The organism is Neorhizobium sp. IRS_2294, from assembly GCF_050500145.1.
GTDB classification, from domain to species: domain Bacteria; phylum Pseudomonadota; class Alphaproteobacteria; order Rhizobiales; family Rhizobiaceae; genus Neorhizobium; species Neorhizobium soli.
Map to the genome: position 1 here is coordinate 571,620 of NZ_CP191440.1, position 20,089 is coordinate 591,708.

Genomic DNA, 20,089 nt, shown 5'->3' on the forward strand with positions numbered 1-20,089 from the left:
CTCACTCCGCTGCCTGGTTGTAGCTGATGGTCGCCATGGGCTTGAACTCGTGCTTGTCCTTGCCCGAGACACGCTCCGACCAGGGGTCGACCTGGGCGAATGTCTGGGAGAACACGAAACGGTCGTAATAGGCACGGCGTTTTTCGGGATCGCCCATGATCTGGCGGCGGATCTCGTCATGGCCAATGCGTTTGGCCCACTTGTAGATGCGCTCAAGGTAACGGCCCTGCTCGCGATACATCTGGGTGAGCGCCACGATATGCTCCAGCGCCTCATCCTCGGTTTTCACCAGACCCAAAACATCCGTGCCCTTGATGTCGAGACCGGCGGCACCGGCGAAATGGATCTCGAAACCGCTGTCGACGCAGATCACTCCGATATCCTTGCAGGTGGCTTCGGCGCAGTTGCGCGGACAGCCGGAGACGGCAAGTTTCAGTTTGGCTGGTGTCCACGAGCCCCACATGAATTTCTCGACGCGGATGCCGAACCCGGTCGAATCCTGCGTGCCGAAGCGGCACCAGTCGGAACCGACGCAGGTTTTTACCGTGCGCAAGCCTTTGGCATAGGCCTGACCCGAGATGAATCCGGCCTTGCCGAGGTCGGCCCAGACGGCCGGCAGATCTTCCTTCTCGATGCCGAGCAAATCGATGCGCTGGCCGCCGGTCACCTTCACCATCGGTATTTCGAACTTGTCGACGACATCGGCGATGGCGCGCAGTTCCGCGGCGTTCGTTACACCGCCCCACATGCGCGGCACGACCGAATAGGTGCCATCCTTCTGGATGTTGGCGTGCACACGCTCGTTGATATAGCGCGACTGGTAGTCGTCGGCATATTCGTCCGGCCAGTCGCAGACGAGATAGTAGTTGAGCGCAGGCCGGCACTTGGCGCAGCCGCAGGAGGTCTTCCATTCCAGTTCCTGCATGACGGCGGGAATGGTCTTCAGACCCTTGGCCTTGATTAGGCGGCGGACGTCGTCGTGGCCAAGTTCGGTACAGGTGCACATCGGCGTGACGGCGGCCGGATTGTAGGCATCGCCCAGCGTCAGCGCCATCAGCTGCTCGACGAGCCCGGTGCAGGAGCCGCAGGAAGCGGATGCCTTTGTGTGAGCGCGGACGTCATCCAGCGAGGTCAGCCCTTTACCGGTGATGGTCGTGGTGATCTTGCCCTTACAGACGCCGTTGCAGCCGCAGATTTCCGCATCATCCGGCAAGGCTGCAACGGCCGCCATAGGGTCCAGCGGAGACCCTCCCTGGTAGGACTGGCCGAATATCAGGGTGTCGCGCATTTGCGAGATATCCGTCCCGCGTTTCATCAGGTCGAAGAACCAAGAGCCATCCGCCGTCTCGCCGTAGAGTACCGCGCCGATGATGCGATTGTCCTTCAGCACCAGCCGCTTGTAGATACCGGCGGACGCATCGCGCAGCACGATTTCCTCGCGGTCGGGCGCTTCGGCAAAATCGCCTGCCGAAAACAGGTTGATGCCGGTGACCTTGAGCTTCGTGTTGACGACGGAGCCATGATATTCGCTGGTCCCGCCGATGAGGCGATCAGCGAGAACCCGGGCTGCTTCATAAAGGGGCGCAACGAGCCCGTAGCAGATCCCGCGGTGTTCGGCGCATTCGCCAAGCGAAAAGACATTGGGGTCAGAGGTCATCATGCCGTCGTCGACGACGATGCCGCGGTTGACAGCGATGCCGGCATCCTTGGCAAGGCTCGAGGCCGGGCGGATGCCGACGGCTATGATCACCATATCGCCGGTGATGACGCGGCCGTCATCCAGCTCGATACCCTCGACCTTGTCGGTGCCAAGGATCCGCTTGGTATTGGCCTTGGTGATGATGTCGATGCCGCGTTCGGTCAGCGCCTTTTCGAGCAGATAGGCGGCCGGCGGATCGAGCTGACGGTCCATGATGGTCGGGTTGAGGTGAATGACGGTCACCTCCATGCCCTGCCGCTTCAGCCCGTAAGCAGCCTCCAAGCCCAGCAGCCCGGCGCCGATGACGATGGCGCGGCCCTTGGCGCCCGCAATCTCGACCATCTTCTCGACATCAGCAAGATCGCGGTAGGCGAGAACGCCGGGCAATTTGTGGCCCGGAACAGGGATGATGAAGGGGAGAGAACCGGTGGCGATGACAAGCTTGTCATAGGCTGCGGTGATGCCGTTGGCCGAGGTGACCGTCTTCGCCTGGCGGTCGATCTCAGTGACCCTTGCACCCTTGTGCAGTGTCACGCCATGGGTGGCGTACCAATGGTCATTGTGGATGACGATGTCGTCGTAGCACTTCTCGCCCGAAAGCACCGGCGAGAGCATGATGCGGTCATAGTTGACGCGCGGTTCGGCGTTGAAGATGGTCACGTCGAAACGACCGGGGGCCCTTTCGAACAGTTCTTCCAGCATGCGACCGGGCGCCATGCCGTTGCCGATGATAACGAGCTTTTCCGTCATGTCGGTTACTCCGCAGCTTCGACGAAGCGGTGACGTTCGTAGAGGAACTTCAGCACAGCTTCGCGGGACTTGAGGTAGGTTCGGTCGGCGGCGAGCGCGATGCGGTCGCGCACCCGCGGGATGGGCACGTCAAGCACTTCACCGATGCGGGCGGCCGGGCCGTTGGTCATCATGACGATGCGGTCGGAGAGCAGCACGGCCTCGTCGACGTCATGGGTGATCATGATCATCGTGTTGCCGAGGCGGGAATGAATCTCCATCACCGCATCCTGCAGATGGGCGCGGGTAAGCGCATCGAGCGCACCAAAAGGTTCGTCGAGCAGGAGGATCTTCGGTTCCATGGCGAGCGCGCGGGCAATGCCGACGCGCTGCTTCATACCGCCGGAAATTTCGGAAGGGCGCTTGTCCTTGGCATGCCCCATCTGGACGAGGTCCAGGTTGCGCATCACCCAGTCATGCTTTTCGGCCCGCGTCTTCCTGCCGGCAAAGACCTTGGAGACCGCAAGATTGACGTTTTCGTAGACGGTCAGCCACGGCAGCAGCGAATGGTTCTGGAAAACGACGGCGCGTTCCGGGCCCGGCGCATTGACCTCTACGTTTTCGAGCAGGACGGCACCGGCGGAAACCCGCGTCAAGCCGGCGATCAGGTTCTGCAGGGTCGACTTGCCACAACCGGAGTGACCGATGATGGAGACGAACTCGCCCTTGTCGATGGTGAGCGAGATGTCCTTCAGCACCTCTGTTTTTGTGCCGGCGCGTTCGAAGTTCTTGTCGACGTGATCGATTTTCAGGTAGGCGCTCATGGCCGTCTCCTCAATTCCTGGCGGTGCCGCGGGTGACGATCGAGCCGAGCAGGCCCACCAGCTTGTCGAGGACGAAGCCGGTCACGCCGATATAGGCGAGCGCCACGATGATATCGGTGAGGCGCGAGGAATTCCACGCATCCCAGATGAAGAAGCCGATGCCGACGCCGCCGGTCAGCATTTCCGCGGCAACGATGGCAAGCCACGACAAGCCGATGCCGATGCGAAGGCCGGTGAAGATGTAAGGGGCTGCCGCCGGCACCATGATGCGGATGAAGAACTCGAGCTGATTGAGGCGCAGCACCCGGGCGATGTTGCGATAGTCATCCGGAATGTTGCGCACGCCGACGGCGGTGTTGATGATGACAGGCCAGATCGAGGTGATGAAGATCACGAAGATCGCCGATGGATTGGAATTCTGGAAGGCGGCGAGCGAGAGCGGCAGCCAGGCAAGCGGTGGCACCGTCCGCAGGATCTGGAAGATCGGGTCGAGACCCCGCATGGCCCAGACCGACTGCCCGACAAGGGCGCCGAGGAAGACGCCGACCACCGCTGCAAGCCCGAAGCCGATCGCGACACGCTGAAGCGAGATCAGCACGCGCCAGGCAAGACCTATGTCCTGCGGCCCGAAATCGAAGAACGGATGGGCGATCAGGTCATAGCTGTCGATCCAGACCTGCGATGGCGGTGGCAAAGTAGCGCCAGCACCGGAGCAGGCGATCTGCCAGATGGCGAGGAGCGCGATCAGCACCACCAGCGGCGGCAGTACGTTGCGACAGACGGCAGTGGCGGCATGCCGGATGTTGAGCTTGCGGGCTGGGGGCTGGACCATCATGACAACGGTCGCGCTTTTCTCCGACGCCGCCGGCGTTTCTGGCGTTGTCGCCTGGTCTGACTTGCGGGCTGTTGCAGTCATGGTGATCCCTTCAAGTGATGTTCGTTCTGGACAAGACAGGCCCCTCATCCGCTGCCGCGTGAGGGGCCGCTGCTTCAGGCACTTGCCTTGATCGTCAGGCTCTCGAGATAGGCCTTCGGGTTTTCCGGATCGAAGACCTTGCCGTCGAAGAAGGTCTCTTTTCCACGCGAGCTCGACGCCGGAACGTCGGCGGCAGCGATGCCCAGATCGGCTGCTGCCGCGCGCCAGATGTCTTCGCGGTTGACCTTGTCGACCAGCGCCTTGATGTCGGTGTCGGGTGCGAACTTGCCCCAGCGGACGTTCTCGGTGAGGAACCAGGCGTCGTGGCTCTTGAACGGATAGGAGGCATGGTCCTTCCAGAACTTCACCTCCAGCCCGGTGTTCTCGACGAGGCGCCCGTTGCCGTAGTTGATGGTGCCCTTGAGGCGTCCGGCAACATCCTTCGGCGGCACGTTGAACCACTGGCGCTTGCCAAGAATGGCGGCCATCTCTTCCTTGTTGTCCATGCTGTCGGCCCACATCTGGGCTTCCATGACGGCCATCATCAGCGCACGCGCGGCATTCGGGTTCTTCTCGATCCAGTCGGAGCGAAGCCCGAGCGCCTTTTCCGGATGACCTTTCCACATCTCGCCGGTGGTGCAGGCAGTGAAGCCGATACCCTGGTTGACGAGCTGCTCGTTCCAAGGCTCGCCGACGCAGAAGGCGTCCATGTTGCCGACCTTCATGTTCGCCACCATCTGCGGCGGCGGCACCACGATCGTCGACACGTCCTTGTCCGGATCGATGCCGCCGGCGGCAAGCCAGTAGCGGATCCAGAGATCATGGGTGCCGCCGGGAAATGTCATGGCGACCTTGATCTCGCTGCCGGCAGCCTTCTTGGCGGCAAACGCCTCCCGCAGCTTGGAAGCATCGAGCTGGACCCCGGTCCCGGCATATTCCTTGGCAACCGAAATGCCTTGGCTGTCGAGGTTGAGGCGTGCAACGATCGACATTGGCACCGGTACGTTGTTCTGGGTCACCTTGCCGGTGGACATGAGATAGGGCAACGGGGTGAGGATATGCGCACCGTCGATGCCGTTGGCGGCACCGCCGAGCACGAGATTGTCGCGCGTCGCGCCCCAGGATGCCTGTTTGAGCACTTCCACATCCGGCAGACCATGCTTGGCAAACAGGCCTTTTTCCTGCGCAATGATCAGCGGCGCGGCGTCGGTAAGCGCGATGTAGCCGATCTTGAGGCCGCTGACTTCCGGACCTGCCGAGGCGGCGAAGGCGCCGGACGGAAATGCGGCACGCACAGCACTTGCCAGAGCAACGGCAGAACTGATCTTCAGGATCTGCCGGCGGTTGATGTTCATTCCTGTAGTCTTCGTCATAGCGTTGTGCCCCTCTGGTGTGACGGAGATCCGGAAACAGAAAAACGCCGCGTGCTCGTCTGCCGGGTCCGGGCGATAAGCGCCGGACGGCAAGGGAGCATGCGACGTCGGTGTCGGATGGGTATTTGCGCCTGATCGGGCGCTCATCTGTCCTGCGATCGCCATTGACCGCGGACAGTTAGATACAAGCAAACATCGTGCCAGATCGAAATAAGGCCATCAACGGGAACGATTAGATTGCATTTTCGGGCAATTGCCGAACGCGTAGCCGATTGCAGGGCAAGCGGCGCTGCACGTTATGAAGCCTGACTTTCGATGCAGATGCCTCAGCTTTGCGCACCGCGTGCGATTACGCTTCGGTCACGTCGTCGCCTGATGACGTCGAGCGAACCGCAAAACGCTCCGCATAGGCCTGCACATCACGAGGGTCGAAAATCTCCCCGTCCATGAAGCCCTCATATCCCGATGCACTTCGTTCGCCCGGCTCATCCGGGGTGGCCGCGTTTGCGCCCAGCGCCATCTCGTAGAGGTCGGGCCGGAAGGCGCTCGTGACCCGTGCCATGCCTTCTTCGCTGAAATCAGTCTGCCCCCAGCGTATCATCTGACTATAGATCCACCTTGCCTGATCCGGCCGCGGATAGTTTGCCGCCTTGCCATGGTAGAGAAAATAGCCTGGAACGACTCGCATCGTGCCCTGCGCATCCAGATTGAACTCTCCGTTCAAGACGCTTCGAATAATGCTCGTTGGCGCAGCGATATAATCAGGAGAGCTGAGGATCTCTGCGAGTTCGTTGTGATTCTGGGCGTCGTCGCACCACCGCGCCGCCCTGTCGAACGCGACGATGAGGCGCGACACCGTATCGGCATTGGTCTCAGCCCAGTCCGGCCGCATGCCCAGCACTTTCTCCGGCGCCAGAGGCCATATGTCCTGCTTGGCCGCGACGATCCTGCCAGTCCCGCGTTCAGAGGCGATCATATTCCAGGGCGCACCGACGCAAAATCCATCGATCGCGCCTGCCGAAAGCGCATCGGATGTCAGCGGCGGCGGCACCACGACCAGCTTGACGTCGCGGTCCGGATTGATGCCGCCAGCTGCCAGCCAGTAGCGGAACTCGTAATTGTGCGAGGAAAACGGATAGGTCATGCCAAGCGTCGGCATGGCTTCGCCGCGGGCGCGCATGTCGGCGAGTAGAGCCGCGAGAGCCTTCGCATTGCCAAGCGCGCCCGCATCATCGGCAAGCCCCGTCAACGACTTCATCCGCTCGAAGATCCGCGCCGACAGCGTGATGGCATTGCCGCCGCGGCCAAGCGAAAAGGGTGTGATCGTCGGCGAAGGATTGGATCCCAGCCCCAGCATGGAGGCAACCGGCATCGGCGACAGCATATGGGCAATGTCGAACTGACGAAACGCCAGCCGGTCCCGCACATTGGCCCAGGTGACATCCCGTACCAGTTCGAGACGCAGTCCCTCCCTTTCCGCAAAGCCGAGCTCGGCTGCAACGATCAGGATCGCGGCATCCATCAAAGGGATGTATCCCGCGCGCAGAACCCTCTGCTCCTTGCCGCGGACACGTGACGGCGCTTTGACGGCGCTGTCGCCAGATTGCGTGGAAACACGATCACTCACCAGCATTCTCCGATCGATGCCGCGCTCAAAGCAGCATTCCTGCAGCCGTGACGACGCTTTGCGCGATGTCTGCCAGCTTCTTCTTCTCGTTCATCGCCGTCTGGCGTAGCAGCGCGTATGCCTGTTCTTCGCTCATCCCCCGCATCCTCATCAAAATGCCCTTGGCCCGCTCGATGACCTTGCGCTCCTCAAGCGCACTGCGTGCCTCGGCGAGTTCGCGCTGCAGCCGGCTGAAGGCATTGAAGCGGCTCACCGCCATATCGAGGATCGGCTTGATCCTCTCCTTCTTCAGCCCGTCGACCACATAGGCGGAAACCCCGGCATCAACAGCAGCCTCGATCGCCGCTGTATCGGATCTGTCCACGAACATGGCGATCGGTCGCGAAATCATGCGGGTGAGCTGGAACATGTGCTCCATCATGTCACGATTTGGATTTTCGATATCAATGATGATGACATCCGGATCCATCGTCTCGATCAGCCGCGCCACGCCCTGCATTTCGTGGATGACCCTGACATTCAGGTGACCTGCCTCGTTCAAACCCTCTTCAATGATCGAACCCCGGATGGCGTTCTCGTCGATGACCAGGATCGTCAGGTCGGTGGTGATTTTTGATCTGCTCATGCCGGGGCAACAGAGCAATGGCATGCGAGATGCAAGCGACCCACGCTTGACGCAGCCCCCCGACCCCGGAGCAAAGACGCACTCCTGTTGCTTACGACGGTCAGGGTATGCCTTACTTCGAGATCGCGTGCGGCAATGACCCGCAATACAAGTGCTTTGATCCTATCATGGCGCGAAAATGCGCTGATCGCTCTCATTCCGATGCAGCTCAGCGCAATCACGGTGCATTGGATGGGCGCGTAAACTGCCAATGACGTCTCCCGGCTCACTATCTCCCGGTCACACGCAATTCTTAGGCCATGTGTCTAGTTGGAGTGATGGGAAAGAGAACTAGCTGGGCAAAACCGTGGCTGGCCTAGGAAACGTCGCAATTCCCTCTCGCAGGCGAACGCTGGTGGCAGCAATGCCACCAGCACAAATCAAAGTGCAGCACTCGGAGGAATCGGACCAACGAGGTCGCTAGTAGTTCTTCTTACCCTCTAGGTTTGCAAAGATTCTATGGTGTAAGACGGGTTGTGTGGCGCTTCTAGGTAAGTATTCGCACCCGGCGTGCCAGCCTGAAAACGAGTTCGCGACAAATCAGCAACTAGCTGATCGATACACGGTGTTCGAGCGACTTACCCGGTATCGCCGCCAGCAGAAGCTGCGTGTAGGAATTCTGCGGATTGCCAAGCAACTCTCGGGTCGGTCGCATTTCCACGATCTCTCCGCGCTGCATGACTGCAATGCGGTCACAGACCTGGGCTGCAACATGCAGGTCGTGGGTGATGAACAACATCGCCAGATCTAGCTTTCCCTTCAGTTCCTCGAGAAGCTCCAGGACCTGTTTCTGGATCGTGACATCCAGCGCCGAGACGGATTCGTCGGCGATCAGCACGTCTGGCTTTAGGGCAAGCGCTCTTGCCAACCCGATACGCTGCCGCTGGCCGCCTGAAAATTCGTGCGGAAGGCGATCGATAGCACGGGCATCGAGCCCAACGAGTTTCAGGAGATCAACTGCCTGCTGCAGAGCTTCGCCTTTCGGCACGCCATGGGCAATCGGACCGTCAGCGATGCTGAGGCCCACCTTGCGACGCGGATTGAGCGAGGCAAAGGGATCCTGGAACACCATCTGGATGCGTTTGCGCGCATGGCGCAGGCCACGTGCCGGAAGCGCACCGAAATCGTCACCTCCCAGCATGATCTTGCCACTGTCCGGTTCGACAAGTCTTGTGACGAGCCTCGCCACCGTCGATTTTCCCGAACCGGATTCACCGATGATGCCAAGTGTCTCGCCGCGCCGGATCTCGAAGCTGACATCTTTCACCGCGTGCACAATGCGCTTCGGTTTGAACAGGCTGCCGCCTGTCACGTAGGTCTTGCGCAGGTTGGCAACCGAGATCGCGATGGTCTTGTCATCCACCTCGGCACGAACCGGCGGAACGCCGTTCGGAACGGCCGCAAGAAGGGCTTTCGTGTATTCGTGGGTTGGTCGGCGCAGCACGTCTTCTGCTGTGCCCTGCTCTACGACGATGCCCTTTTGGAGAACTAGCACTTCGTCTGCAATATCGGCCACGACCCCGAAATCGTGGGTGATGAAGATCACCGACATTCCGCGCCGTTGCTGGATGTCTCGGATCAGCTGGAGAATTTGCGCCTGCGTGGTGACGTCGAGAGCGGTCGTCGGCTCGTCCGCGATCAACACGACAGGCTCGAGCGCCAGGGCCATGGCGATCATCGCACGCTGACGCTGACCGCCGGAAAGCTGGTGCGGAAAGCTCTGGATGATACGCTCGGGATCAGGCAGGCCGACTTCTGTCGCGAGTTTTACCGCCTGCGCACGGCGCTCCTCGGGTGTCAGCAGCCCATGGGCCTCGAACACTTCTGCGATTTGGTCGACGATCCGCATCGACGGATTGAGCGCCGTCATCGGTTCCTGGAAGATCATTCCGATCTGGCTGCCGCGCAGGGCACGCAGGCTCTCTTTGTCGACCTTCAGAAGATCGCGGCCACCGAACAGGATCTCTCCGCCGGCAACGCGGATTGCTTTGGGCAAAAGGCCCATCACGGTCTGGGCACAAAGCGATTTCCCCGAGCCGGATTCCCCGACAATGCAGAGAATTTTCCGTTCATCGAGATGGAAGGTCAGATCGTCGAGCGCATATTCGCGATCTCCGCCTTCCGGAAGCGCGAGCCGGAGATTTTTGACCGTCAGGATTGGAGATGACATGCTGATTACCTCAATAGCCGAGTGCCATGCCGTCCTTGCGGTGGTCGGATGCCCCCAGAAGAACGCCGCGCTTGTAGTCGATCATGATTGCCTGGCACCCTCCGATGGGTTCGTCCGCCCATTCGGTCACGTGACCACGCCGTTCTAGATCCGCTTTCACGTCCGGCGAAATCGTCGGCTCGAGGCTCAGCTTGCCGTTGTGACAAAAGCTTCGCGGCTGATCGCTCGCCTGCTGCGGATCGAGATCGCGGTCGAGGATCTGGCTGAGAAGGTGGGCGTGTCCCGTCGCCTGATACTGGCCGCCCATCACCCCGAAGGCCATGCGGGTGCGTCCGTTTTCGGCAAGTTGCGCCGGAATGATCGTATGGAAGGGTAGCTTGCCGGGGCCGATCGCGTTCGGGTGGCCTTGCCTGACGACGAAGCCGGCGCCGCGGTTCTGCAAAAGTACACCTGATTTCGGTGCATAGATGCCGCTGCCGAAGGCGAAGAACACCGAGTTGATCAGCGACATGGCATTGCCGTCGCAATCGACCACGGAGACGTAGACGGTGTCCTTGTGCTCGGGACCGTCCCATATGCCGGGTGCTGTGGCCTGTTCCAGGCTGATCTTCGCTCGCATCGCCTCGATCGATCGTTCGGATAGAAGTGCCGCGATATCGAAAGTGATATGCTGCGGATCGGCGATCAGCGCGTCGCGCCTCGCATAGGCAGCTTTGGTGGCTTCCGCGAGAAGATGAATGCGGTCCGCTTCCGAGAGGGTGGGATCGCGAAGATCGAAGCCGCCGAGAATGCGGGCGATCAGAAGCGCTGCCAGCCCCTGGCCATTCGGCGGGCATTCGAGAAGATCCATGCCCCGATAAGAAGCGCTGATCGGAGCAGTCTCGAAAGCACGGTAGGTTGAAAAGTCGCCCTCCTCGTGCAGTCCGCCGAGCGACTTCAGCAGCGTGGTGATCTCTTCGGCGACCGACCCGGCATAGAAAGCGTCGCGACCTTCACTGGCAATGCGACGCAATGTGGCCGCAAGCGCCAGGTTGGTCATCCGCTCGCCGGTCTTTGGTGCTCGACCACCCGGGAGGAAATAGGCGGCGGCATCCGGATATTTCTGCACCCGGTTGGCGTAGCGTACCCAGTCGAGTTCGACGCGCGGCGTGATGCAATAGCCTTTTTCTGCAGCCTCAATAGCCGGGGCGAGCACCCTGCCCATGTCCCGCCCGCCATAGGTCGCAACGAGATGGCACCAGGCATCAACGGCGCCCGGCACGGTCACCGCGTGGGGGCTGTCATCGGCAATGCTCGTGATGCCTTTTTCGAAAAAGTAATCGAGTGTGGCTGCCATCGGCGCACGACCTGAGCCGTTGAGCGCAATCGGCTTGCCACCAGCCGGTGTATAGAGCGCGAAGCAATCGCCACCAATCCCCGTCATATGGGGGTCGATCACCGATTGTAGGGCGATAGCGGCCACCGCCGCATCGACGGCATTGCCGCCGGCGCGCAGAATGTCCACCGCAGCAAGGGTTGCCTGCGGATGCGAGGTTGCCGCCATACCGCGATCGGAAATTGCCACCGACCGGCCCGGCCTAAAGAAATCACGTTGCTGCATGGACATTCCCCGTCATCTTCAATTGCTCGATGTCCAGCTGGGCGGCGGCTGCTTCGTCGCAGAATACAGTGACTGCAGCATGCCGTTGCAGGGACGAAGCCGGACAATCGAGGCTGACCTGGCCCTGCAGCGCTGCCGCCAGGGCTTCGGCTTTCGCCGCCCCCGTCGCAAGCAGCACGATCTCACGTGCCTCGAGAATGGTGCCGATGCCCATCGTCAGCGCGGTTTCCGGCGGATCTTCGCCGTCTGGAAAATCCGGACGGTTGGCATCGATGGTCGATTGCGCAAGCCGAACCCTTCGCGACCGGCTGTCATGTGCCGAGCCCGGCTCGTTGAAACCGATATGACCGTTGCGGCCGATGCCGAGCAACTGCAAGTCGATCCCGCCATTGTCTGAGATCATCTGTTCATAGGCCTTCGCGGCCGCGTCGAGATCAGTGGCGGTGCCATCGGGAATGTGCGTTCGGGTCACGTCGACATCGACATGATCGAAGAACAGCTCGCGCATGTAATAGGCAAAGCTCGCAGAATGATCCCGGCCAAGACCGGTATATTCGTCGAGATTGAAGCAGCGCGTCTCGCGCCATGAAACCGTCTCGGTTTGACCGATCAACGTCTTGTACACCGTTCGTGGCGTTGAACCCGTCGCAAGCCCAAGCGTCAGGGCAGGCATCGCAGCAATCCGCTCCAGTATCAGAGAAGCCACAGCCTCGGACGCAAGCTCGGGGGTCTGATAGATCCGGATTGTGGGGCGGTGAAGGTCCCGTGGCATCGAGTTCATAAAGCACCTTCCAGGGACTTCGGAGTAACCGGCTCGACCCCGCGCAGAGGGAGGCCGAACAGAGCTTGGTAAAACCCCTCCTGCGCAATTGCGACGGCGCCAAGAATGCCAGCCCGGTTTCCGAGCGAGCTGATGACGCAGGCGGGCGGCACGGGCATGCAGCGCGTGAGATGGTACGCCACCCGATCGATCAATTCCGCACGGGAGCCAACGCTGCCTCCAAAAATCACCCGCTGCGGATCCAGCACGGCGGCAATCGCCGCAATGGCAACGGCAACGGTGCGGCCCACTTCGTCTATGACTGTCTGGGAAGCGCCGTCTTGTCGCGAAAAGATTTCGCGAACCGTCAAACCTTCGACGCCACTGTTTCCGGCATACCGCGACCGGATCGCGGCGCTGCCGACAGATGTTTCAAGCACGCCGGAACCGAACGCAGAGGAATTGAAGGGGTCGCCGCCGATCGGCAGGGTCGAGATCTCGCCAGCTGCGCCACGGGCACCACGAATGAGCCGCTTCTCGCTGATGATACCCATCCCGATCCCGGTTCCGAGCGCCACGAAGACGAAATTATCGATATCCTGCCCTTCGCCGAGGACCTGCTCGCCCTTGGCCGCGACATTGACATCGTTTTCGAGAACCATCGGAAAGCCGAGGCGCCCGGTCAGCGCCGCCTCGAAATCGAAATCGGTCATGCCGGCGATATTCGGCATCATGGTGATACGACGGGTCTTTGGGTCCACCGCACCAGGAATGCCGACCGCGCCCATCCGCACGAGCTGCGGCTCGATCCCGATCTTGGCCGTCATAGTGTCCAGCAGCACTGCCAGCTGTTCGACGAGATGCATTCCGCCACGGGTGTCTGTCGCCTCCAGGATTTCTTCCACGACTTTACCGGAAAGGTCCGCAATCGACGCATGGACCTTGGTCCCGCCGATGTCGACGCCGAAGAGGAAAGCCTTGCCGGGATCGAGCTCGTAGTTGACTGCGCTGCGCCCGACGCCACCTTGTGTGCGTCCCGTCTCACGAACCCAACCGTCGACCTCGAGATCGCGCACGATCTCCGACATCGCCTGCTTCGACAGTCCGGTGACGCGGGCAAGCTCGGCGCGTGAAATCGGTGAACTATCTATGATCGTACGGAGCACGGTACGCGAGGTGATTTGTCGCGTGAGGGGCGCCAATCCAGAAATATCGGTCATGATCTCATTCAATTCGTCATCTTTGCGGACTAAGTTAGCTGGCGGGATATGTCTGTCAATCGAAATAAGGCTAAAATCGTTTGAAATCCATGTGTTCGGTGAAGAAGGGAAATTATTTAGTCATCCTGCTTTACAATATGGATGTTCCTGTGCATCACTGATCGACGTACAAAAACTGGGCAAAAAGCGCTCTTCTGCGCGGGTTTGAGGAAAAATAATGGGAACGAGCATCAAACTGGCGATGATGGCGACTGCGATCGCGATGACATTCACGACCGCGCAGGCGGCGACTTTACGCGTCGGCATGCAGGACGATCCGGATGCGCTGGATCCCGCGACCTCCGGCACCTACGCCGGCCGTATCGTATTTTCGGCAATGTGCGACAAGCTCGTCGATATCGACGCCAAGCTTGAGATCGTACCGCAGCTGGCAACCGCCTGGGTCTGGAACGCTGAGGGTACGGAGATAACTTTTACCCTTCGTGACGGTGTCAAATTCCAGGACGGGACACCCTTCGACGCAGCCGCGGTGAAGTTCAATATCGAACGCATGAAGTCCCTGAAGGATTCCAAGCGCAAGGGTGAGCTCTCGCCCGTCGAAACCGTCACCGTTATTGATGCGACCCATGTTTCATTCAAGCTGAAATCGGCCTTCGCCCCGCTTCTCGCCGTCCTGTCCGACCGCGCGGGCATGATGGTGTCTCCGGCGGCTGCCGCGGAAGGCAAGGAATTTTCCGCCAACCCGGTTTGCGCGGGCCCCTTCAAGTTCAAGGAGCGCCGCGCGCGCGACGTGATCTCACTCGAAAAATTCGACGGCTACTGGAATGCCGCGGCGATCGGTTACGATGACGTCCAGTACCTCTATATTCCGGATTCGACCGTGCGCCTTTCGCGGCTACAGGCCGGTGATCTCGAAATCGCCGAGCGCATCGCGCCGACCGACCTCGGCGCCGTCCGCGGGAACAAGGCGCTGGCGCTCCACACGTCGCCCGGCCTTGCCGTCTCACATCTGATGATCAATGTCGGCAACGGCGAAAAGGGCGGCGCGCTCGGCAAGGAGCCACGGCTTCGCCAGGCACTCGAGCTCTCGATCGACCGCAACGTCATCAACAAGGTTGCCTTCGCCGGCGAGTTTTCTGCCGACAATCAGATGATCCCGCCATCCAGCATTTTCTATGACAAGGCGCATCCGGCTCCCGCCCGCGACATCGACAAGGCCAAGGCTCTCATTGAAGAAGTCGGCGGCGACGCACCCGTCGTCGAGATCACCTACGAAAACTCGCTCGCCGATGGTCGCGTTGCTCAGATCATCCAGTCAATGGCGGGCGAAGCTGGCTTCCAGATCGAACTGGTTCCGCTCGAAACGGCATCCGCCGTCGAACGCTACCTCGCTGGTAACTTTCAGGCCTATATCGGCAACTGGAGCGGCCGCGCCGATCCGGACCCGACACTGATCTCCTTCTTCGGCAAGGAAGGCAGCCAGAACGTCAACAAGTATAGCAACCCGGAAATGGATAAGGCCCTCGGAGAGGCGCGCGCGACGTCTGACGTCGAAAAACGTAAGGCTCTCTACGGGACGGCGACCGGCATCTACCTCGCCGACCTGCCGACGATTCCGCTTTACCACCCGAACTGGTTCTATGCGGCACGCACCGATGTCAGCGGCATCACGGTTTATCCAGACGGCCTCCTGCGTCTGACCGACGTAAAGCCTGCGAAGTAAGCCCAAGCCCGTCAGGGCATTGTGTAAATCATCCCGCCAGCCGGACCGTGGTGCTGGCGGGACCACACGAGAAAGCTCATGCTCTCCTACGTCCTGCGTCGCCTGGCAATCGCCATACCCACACTTCTGCTCGTCTCGATCCTGGTCTTCAGCCTGCTGAAGTTCCTTCCCGGTGATCCGGCGATCGCGCTGGCCGGTGAGGAACGCGATCCTGCCGTCATCGAGTATCTGCGGCAAAAGTACAGCCTCGATCAGCCGCTATACGTCCAATACGGCAAGTGGCTCGCCGGGATCGTCCAAGGCGATTTCGGCCTATCGATCCGTACTCGGCTTCCGATCGGCGAGATGATTGCGCAGAAGCTGCCAGTCACGATCCAGCTGTCGGTCATGGCAATGATCCTTGCGACGCTTATCGGCATTCCGGCCGGTATCATCGCAGCGCTGAAGCGCGGAACGGCGGCGGATTACGGCGTCAGCATCATCGGCCTTGCCGGGCTTTCCGTGCCAAGCTTCTGGCTCGGCATCATGCTAATCCTGCTTTTTGCCGTCACGCTCGGATGGTTTCCCTCTGGCGGCTACGTCGCCTTCTTCGATAGTCCTCTCGACAATCTGCGCCACACGCTTCTTCCCAGCCTAGTGCTCGGAACTGCTGCTGCGGCCATTGTCATGCGCCATACGAGAAGCGCAATGCTGCAGGTGCTCAAGCAGGACTACGTCCGCACCGCCCGCGCAAAGGGCTTGAAGGAGCGCATCGTCGTCGTGCGGCACGTCCTGCGCAACAGCCTTGTCCCCGTCGTCACGATGAGCACGCTGCACTTGGGCGAACTCCTGTCGGGTGCCGTATTGACCGAACAGGTGTTCGGGATACCGGGCTTTGGCAAGATGATCGTCGATGGTGTTTTCAGCCGCGATTACGCCGTGGTCCAGGCTGTGGTTCTCTGCTCGGCAGCACTCTTCCTGCTGATGAACCTTCTCGCCGATATTGCCTATGTCATTCTAAGCCCGAGGTTGCGCGGATGAACACGTTGAACGCCACGCTTCAGTTACCGAGCACGTCAGGTGCAAGAAAGTCGGTGCTTTCACGGTGCCTGCGCCAGCCCGGCGTGATGATCGGAGGAACGATCATCCTGTTCTTCGTGCTGGTCGCGATTGCAGCGCCTCTGATCGCGCCCTACCAGCCCAATGCGTCCGACTGGATGGCAATCCGGCAGGGGTCGACAGTTGCTCACTGGTTCGGCACGGACGACCTTGGCCGCGATATCCTGACGCGTATCATCTATGGCACGCGGGCTTCACTGCTTGTCGGCGTTGTGTCCGTCGCCATCGCCATCGCCATCGGCGTCCCGCTCGGCATGATCGCCGGCTATTTCGGCGGCCTCGTCGACATGGTGATTTCGCGCATTACGGACGCGCTTCTCGCATGCCCCTTTCTGGTGCTGGCGATCGCGTTTGCCGCCTTTCTCGGTGCAAGCCTTGAAAACGCGATGATCGCGATCGGGATATCGGCCATGCCGATTTTTGTGCGCCTGACGCGCGGGCAGGTCATGACGGTCAAGGCCGAAGACTATGTCGACGCCGCCCGCCTGCTGGGAGTGCCGCATAGGAAGATCATGCTGACCTACATCCTGCCGAACGCTATGGCACCGATCATCGTCCAAGCGACGATTACCATGGCAACTGCGGTTCTTGCCGAAGCCAGCCTCGCCTTTCTTGGCCTCGGCCAACGTCCACCGTCTCCATCATGGGGAACCATGCTCGATGTCGCCCGGCAGTTCCTGACGGAGTCACCCTGGATGGCTATCTGGCCGGGTGTCGCGATCATCCTGCTCGTCATGGGCTTCAATCTGTTGGGAGACGGACTGAACGACGCGCTGGATCCGCGACGCGACGACTGATTTGTCACCGAAGGTGCAAAAGCGATTGAAGCAATCAGTGGCGGCGATCGGGTAGAAATCCGATTCACTCGAGGTGGGCCTTTTGTAGGTGGACTGGCGAGCAGCCGCTACGGAGCCTGTTCATCGAGGTTGCCGAGGCATTTACAGAGGTGGCTCGGGAAATCTGCACAGCGGGGATAAGTGGAATTTCTGCCTGACTTCGGCTTAGATGCCAGGAACAGGAGATACCATGACGAGACGACCGCGCCGGAACCATAGCCCGGCTTTCAAGGCAAAAGGGCGCTCGCCGCCATTCGAGGCGAGCAGACGCTGGTGGAACTGTCCCAGCAGTTCGACGTGCACGCCAACCAGATCAAGCAGTGGAAAGACCAGCTCCTTGAGGGAGCGACAGGCGTTTTCGGCGATGAAGCGAAGGCGGAACCGGCGGGTCCAACCGTCGATGTCAAAACGCTGCACGCCAAGATCGGGGAGCTGACGCTGGAGAATGATTTTTTAGCCGGAGCGCTCGGCAAGGCGGGATTGCTGAGCGGAAAGAAATGATCGACCGCGAGCATAAGCTATCCGTCGTGCGCCAGGCGAAGCTTCTCGGCTTCAGCCGTGGCAGCGTCTATTATTCGCCGCGTCCGGTGTCTGACGGCGATCTGGCTCTGATGCGCCGGATCGACGAGTTGCATCTCGACTACCCATTTGCCGGAAGTCGGATGTTGCAAGGGCTCTTGAGGGGAGAAGGGCTGGAGACTGGGCGGCTGCACGTCGCCACGCTGATGAAGAAGATGGGCATCGAGGCGATCTACCGTCGCCCGAACACTTCGAAACCGGCTCCCGGTCACAAAATCTATCCGTATCTCCTCCGCAAGCTGGCGGTCACCCGCCCCAACCAGGTCTGGGCGATGGACCTGACCTACATCCCCATGGCGCGGGGCTTCGTCTATCTTTGCGCGGTCGTCGACTGGTTCAGTCGGAGGGTTTTGTCGTGGCGGCTGTCGATCACGATGGAAGCAGCCTTCTGTATCGAAGCGGTCGAGGAAGCGCTTGCCCGCTACGGAAAGCCGGACATCTTCAACACCGATCAGGGCTCGCAGTTTACCTCCGTCGACTTCACGGCGGTGCTGAAAAAGGCTGAGATTGCCATCTCGATGGATGGCAAGGGTGCGTGGCGGGACAACGTCTTCGTCGAGCGGCTCTGGCGTTCGATCAAATACGAGGAAGTCTACCTCCACGCCTATAAAACAGTGTCCGAGGCCCGCGCTGGCATCCGCCGCTATCTGACCTTTTACAATAGCCGACGCCCACATTCATCCCTTGACCGGAGGACGCCGGATCAGGCCTACTTCAACGCGCTGGCACCAATGATGGTGGCGGCATAATCGAGGTGGAAATCCACTTAGCGAAACGCCCGAAACTGTTCAGACAAACCGAGCCAGCTCTACTCGGCAGTCTTTTCCGGGTTATGTCGGCTGTGACTGGGCGCGAAGACGTCACGACCTGATCGGGCCACTGTTGCGCCAGGGGTCAATACGACCCGCAAAGCAAGAGGATCAAAGGCATTAGGATCATCTCTTCGGCAGCCGTGATGGTGCCAAGACACTTCGCCTCCATCTTTCGTCACCGAAAATAGCTCAGAATGTCCTAAGTTTGCTCCACCATAGCCAGACGCGGCTTGTACGGCAGCCTTCGAAGCATCTGCAGGCGGGCAGGATTCTATAACTTTGGATGTGGTGGCTTTAGCTTAGAGCGGCGGCAGCGTTCAGAACAGTACTTCACATCGCTCCAGTTCTTGGCCCACTTCAGCCTCCATGCAAAGGGTTTGCCGCATGTCGCACACGTTTTTATCGGCAGATCCGCTTTCTTGACCATTCTCGCCATATGGATCCTCTCCTAGACAATGTGTTCACGAAAATGCGAGCGTACCAATCGCCGCTCAGTTACCGAAGTGGCAATTCCACGAGCCCTACCCTATCTGGGGGTAGCAATCAGCGATTGGAAGCATCCGACTTCCAACTCTTTTCATGTCCGCTTGAGCTATTTCCGCTCACTTTATGTTCCGCCTGTCCTATGACAGGCCAGTTTGCCATGTTTGAGACAGTGAATGATCAACCGATCGACTTTTGATTTTCTAGAGGAAGCCTCCAGTAATCACGGCGCCGAGTGGCTTGACGACAACCGAGCTGAACTTGATTGCGCGCGCCGCGACTTAATCGAATTCACCCTAGCGTTGGCTAATAGCACAGGGTCGATCGACAAGCGCGTAGATGAGGCCAACCGAGATCCCCGCAAATGTTTGAGTGCCGCGTCTATCTCGAAAGGCACCTGCTGCATCACGTTGCGAGTTTCGCCTTCGAAGAACGCAGCCGCGACATATTACATGCAAATCTCTCCGCACAGCTCATACAGCGGAGGCGGAGCGCTGCTACCCCCGCCACGGCTTGCCCGCATTTTGCGGCAAACAATCGCAAGCCACACCGGCAAATGGAGAGGGATCGTCGAGGGTCCATTATTTCGGACATATTTCCCAAATGGTCTGACGGGCGGTCATGATTTGAGCGCCAGCGGGTACGTCAGAAATCACGACGCGCTCGACTTTTTCAATCTCAAAAACTTCGGAGCCTGTCGCAACGTTTCTGACGAGATGCTCGTGTCCTCCAATCTCGTCGAGGAAATAGTAAAATCATTCGCCGCTGCCCGCGCCCTGGTCGATTACATCAATCGGGCAACGACTAAGCTCCCGTAGTCCCGATAACCGGACGGCTCTTGCGCGCACACTTACTGACCCGAAGCTTATCGAGACGAAAAAGTAGGCTCGCGACTATCAGCACGGTCGGGATGTGCTTGATCGGTTTCCTGTCATTGAGATTGTTTAGGACGCTAAAAAGGTGGCTGCAGACGTCT

The 20,089-nt window shown here is 60.0% G+C and carries 15 protein-coding genes and 1 pseudogene; 5 read left to right on the top strand and 11 right to left on the bottom strand.

Annotation, left to right across the window (positions count from 1 at the left end):
* Position 1: 1 nt before the first annotated feature.
* From nirB to ACQY1K_RS19895, 10 genes are all read right to left on the bottom strand, one after another.
* Positions 2 to 2,449 (bottom strand): nitrite reductase large subunit NirB, encoded by a 2,448-nt coding sequence (gene nirB / locus ACQY1K_RS19850; RefSeq protein WP_430260449.1) that lies wholly within the window; start codon positions 2,447 to 2,449, stop codon positions 2 to 4.
* A 5-nt stretch (positions 2,450 to 2,454) separates the two neighbouring features.
* Positions 2,455 to 3,252 (bottom strand): ABC transporter ATP-binding protein, encoded by a 798-nt coding sequence (locus ACQY1K_RS19855; protein ID WP_430260451.1) that lies wholly within the window; start codon positions 3,250 to 3,252, stop codon positions 2,455 to 2,457.
* A gap of 10 nt (positions 3,253 to 3,262) precedes the next feature.
* Positions 3,263 to 4,168, bottom strand: a complete 906-nt coding sequence (gene ntrB, locus ACQY1K_RS19860; RefSeq protein WP_192079055.1) for a nitrate ABC transporter permease — start codon at positions 4,166 to 4,168, stop codon at positions 3,263 to 3,265.
* Between the two features lie 74 nt (positions 4,169 to 4,242).
* Complete coding sequence (locus ACQY1K_RS19865) at positions 4,243 to 5,541, bottom strand: CmpA/NrtA family ABC transporter substrate-binding protein (RefSeq protein WP_430260453.1); 1,299 nt, start codon at positions 5,539 to 5,541, stop codon at positions 4,243 to 4,245.
* 349 nt (positions 5,542 to 5,890) lie between these two features.
* Positions 5,891 to 7,174 carry a CmpA/NrtA family ABC transporter substrate-binding protein gene (locus ACQY1K_RS19870; protein ID WP_430260455.1) on the bottom strand — a complete coding sequence of 428 codons (1,284 nt, stop codon included), beginning with the start codon at positions 7,172 to 7,174 and terminating at the stop codon, positions 5,891 to 5,893.
* A gap of 19 nt (positions 7,175 to 7,193) precedes the next feature.
* Positions 7,194 to 7,793 carry an ANTAR domain-containing response regulator gene (locus ACQY1K_RS19875; RefSeq protein WP_062463239.1) on the bottom strand — a complete coding sequence of 200 codons (600 nt, stop codon included), beginning with the start codon at positions 7,791 to 7,793 and terminating at the stop codon, positions 7,194 to 7,196.
* A 586-nt stretch (positions 7,794 to 8,379) separates the two neighbouring features.
* Positions 8,380 to 10,002: an ABC transporter ATP-binding protein gene (locus tag ACQY1K_RS19880; protein ID WP_113166284.1), complete on the bottom strand. Its 1,623-nt coding sequence runs from the start codon at positions 10,000 to 10,002 to the stop codon at positions 8,380 to 8,382.
* Between the two features lie 10 nt (positions 10,003 to 10,012).
* Positions 10,013 to 11,602: a gamma-glutamyltransferase gene (gene ggt, locus ACQY1K_RS19885; RefSeq protein ID WP_430260457.1), complete on the bottom strand. Its 1,590-nt coding sequence runs from the start codon at positions 11,600 to 11,602 to the stop codon at positions 10,013 to 10,015.
* A complete protein-coding gene (gene nagB / locus ACQY1K_RS19890) occupies positions 11,589 to 12,383 on the bottom strand; it encodes a glucosamine-6-phosphate deaminase (protein WP_430260459.1) in 795 nt (264 codons plus the stop codon). Before nagB ends, ggt begins: the two co-directional genes overlap by 14 nt.
* Positions 12,380 to 13,582 (bottom strand): ROK family transcriptional regulator, encoded by a 1,203-nt coding sequence (locus ACQY1K_RS19895; RefSeq protein WP_430260461.1) that lies wholly within the window; start codon positions 13,580 to 13,582, stop codon positions 12,380 to 12,382. The genes nagB and ACQY1K_RS19895 overlap by 4 nt, the downstream gene beginning before the upstream one ends.
* A 217-nt stretch (positions 13,583 to 13,799) precedes the next feature.
* Here ACQY1K_RS19895 and ACQY1K_RS19900 point away from each other — a divergent pair, with 217 nt between their 5' ends.
* From ACQY1K_RS19900 to ACQY1K_RS19915, 4 genes and pseudogenes are all read left to right on the top strand, one after another.
* Entirely contained in the window at positions 13,800 to 15,305 is a 1,506-nt protein-coding gene (locus ACQY1K_RS19900; RefSeq protein ID WP_430260463.1) for an ABC transporter substrate-binding protein, read from the top strand.
* Positions 15,306 to 15,383: 78 nt separating this feature from the next.
* Entirely contained in the window at positions 15,384 to 16,325 is a 942-nt protein-coding gene (locus ACQY1K_RS19905) for an ABC transporter permease (RefSeq protein WP_062459243.1), read from the top strand.
* Entirely contained in the window at positions 16,322 to 17,200 is an 879-nt protein-coding gene (locus ACQY1K_RS19910) for an ABC transporter permease (protein WP_430260465.1), read from the top strand. Before ACQY1K_RS19905 ends, ACQY1K_RS19910 begins: the two co-directional genes overlap by 4 nt.
* 229 nt (positions 17,201 to 17,429) lie before the next feature.
* A pseudogene (locus ACQY1K_RS19915) lies at positions 17,430 to 18,567 on the top strand (IS3 family transposase).
* Positions 18,568 to 18,901: 334 nt separating this feature from the next.
* On the opposite strand, the gene ACQY1K_RS19920 reads toward ACQY1K_RS19915, so the two are convergent.
* Positions 18,902 to 19,066, bottom strand: coding sequence for a DUF2256 domain-containing protein (locus ACQY1K_RS19920; RefSeq protein WP_113111302.1), 165 nt, complete (start codon positions 19,064 to 19,066; stop codon positions 18,902 to 18,904).
* Positions 19,067 to 19,289: 223 nt separating this feature from the next.
* Here ACQY1K_RS19920 and ACQY1K_RS19925 point away from each other — a divergent pair, with 223 nt between their 5' ends.
* Complete coding sequence (locus ACQY1K_RS19925) at positions 19,290 to 19,931, top strand: DUF2461 family protein (protein WP_430260467.1); 642 nt, start codon at positions 19,290 to 19,292, stop codon at positions 19,929 to 19,931.
* Positions 19,932 to 20,089: the final 158 nt, after the last annotated feature.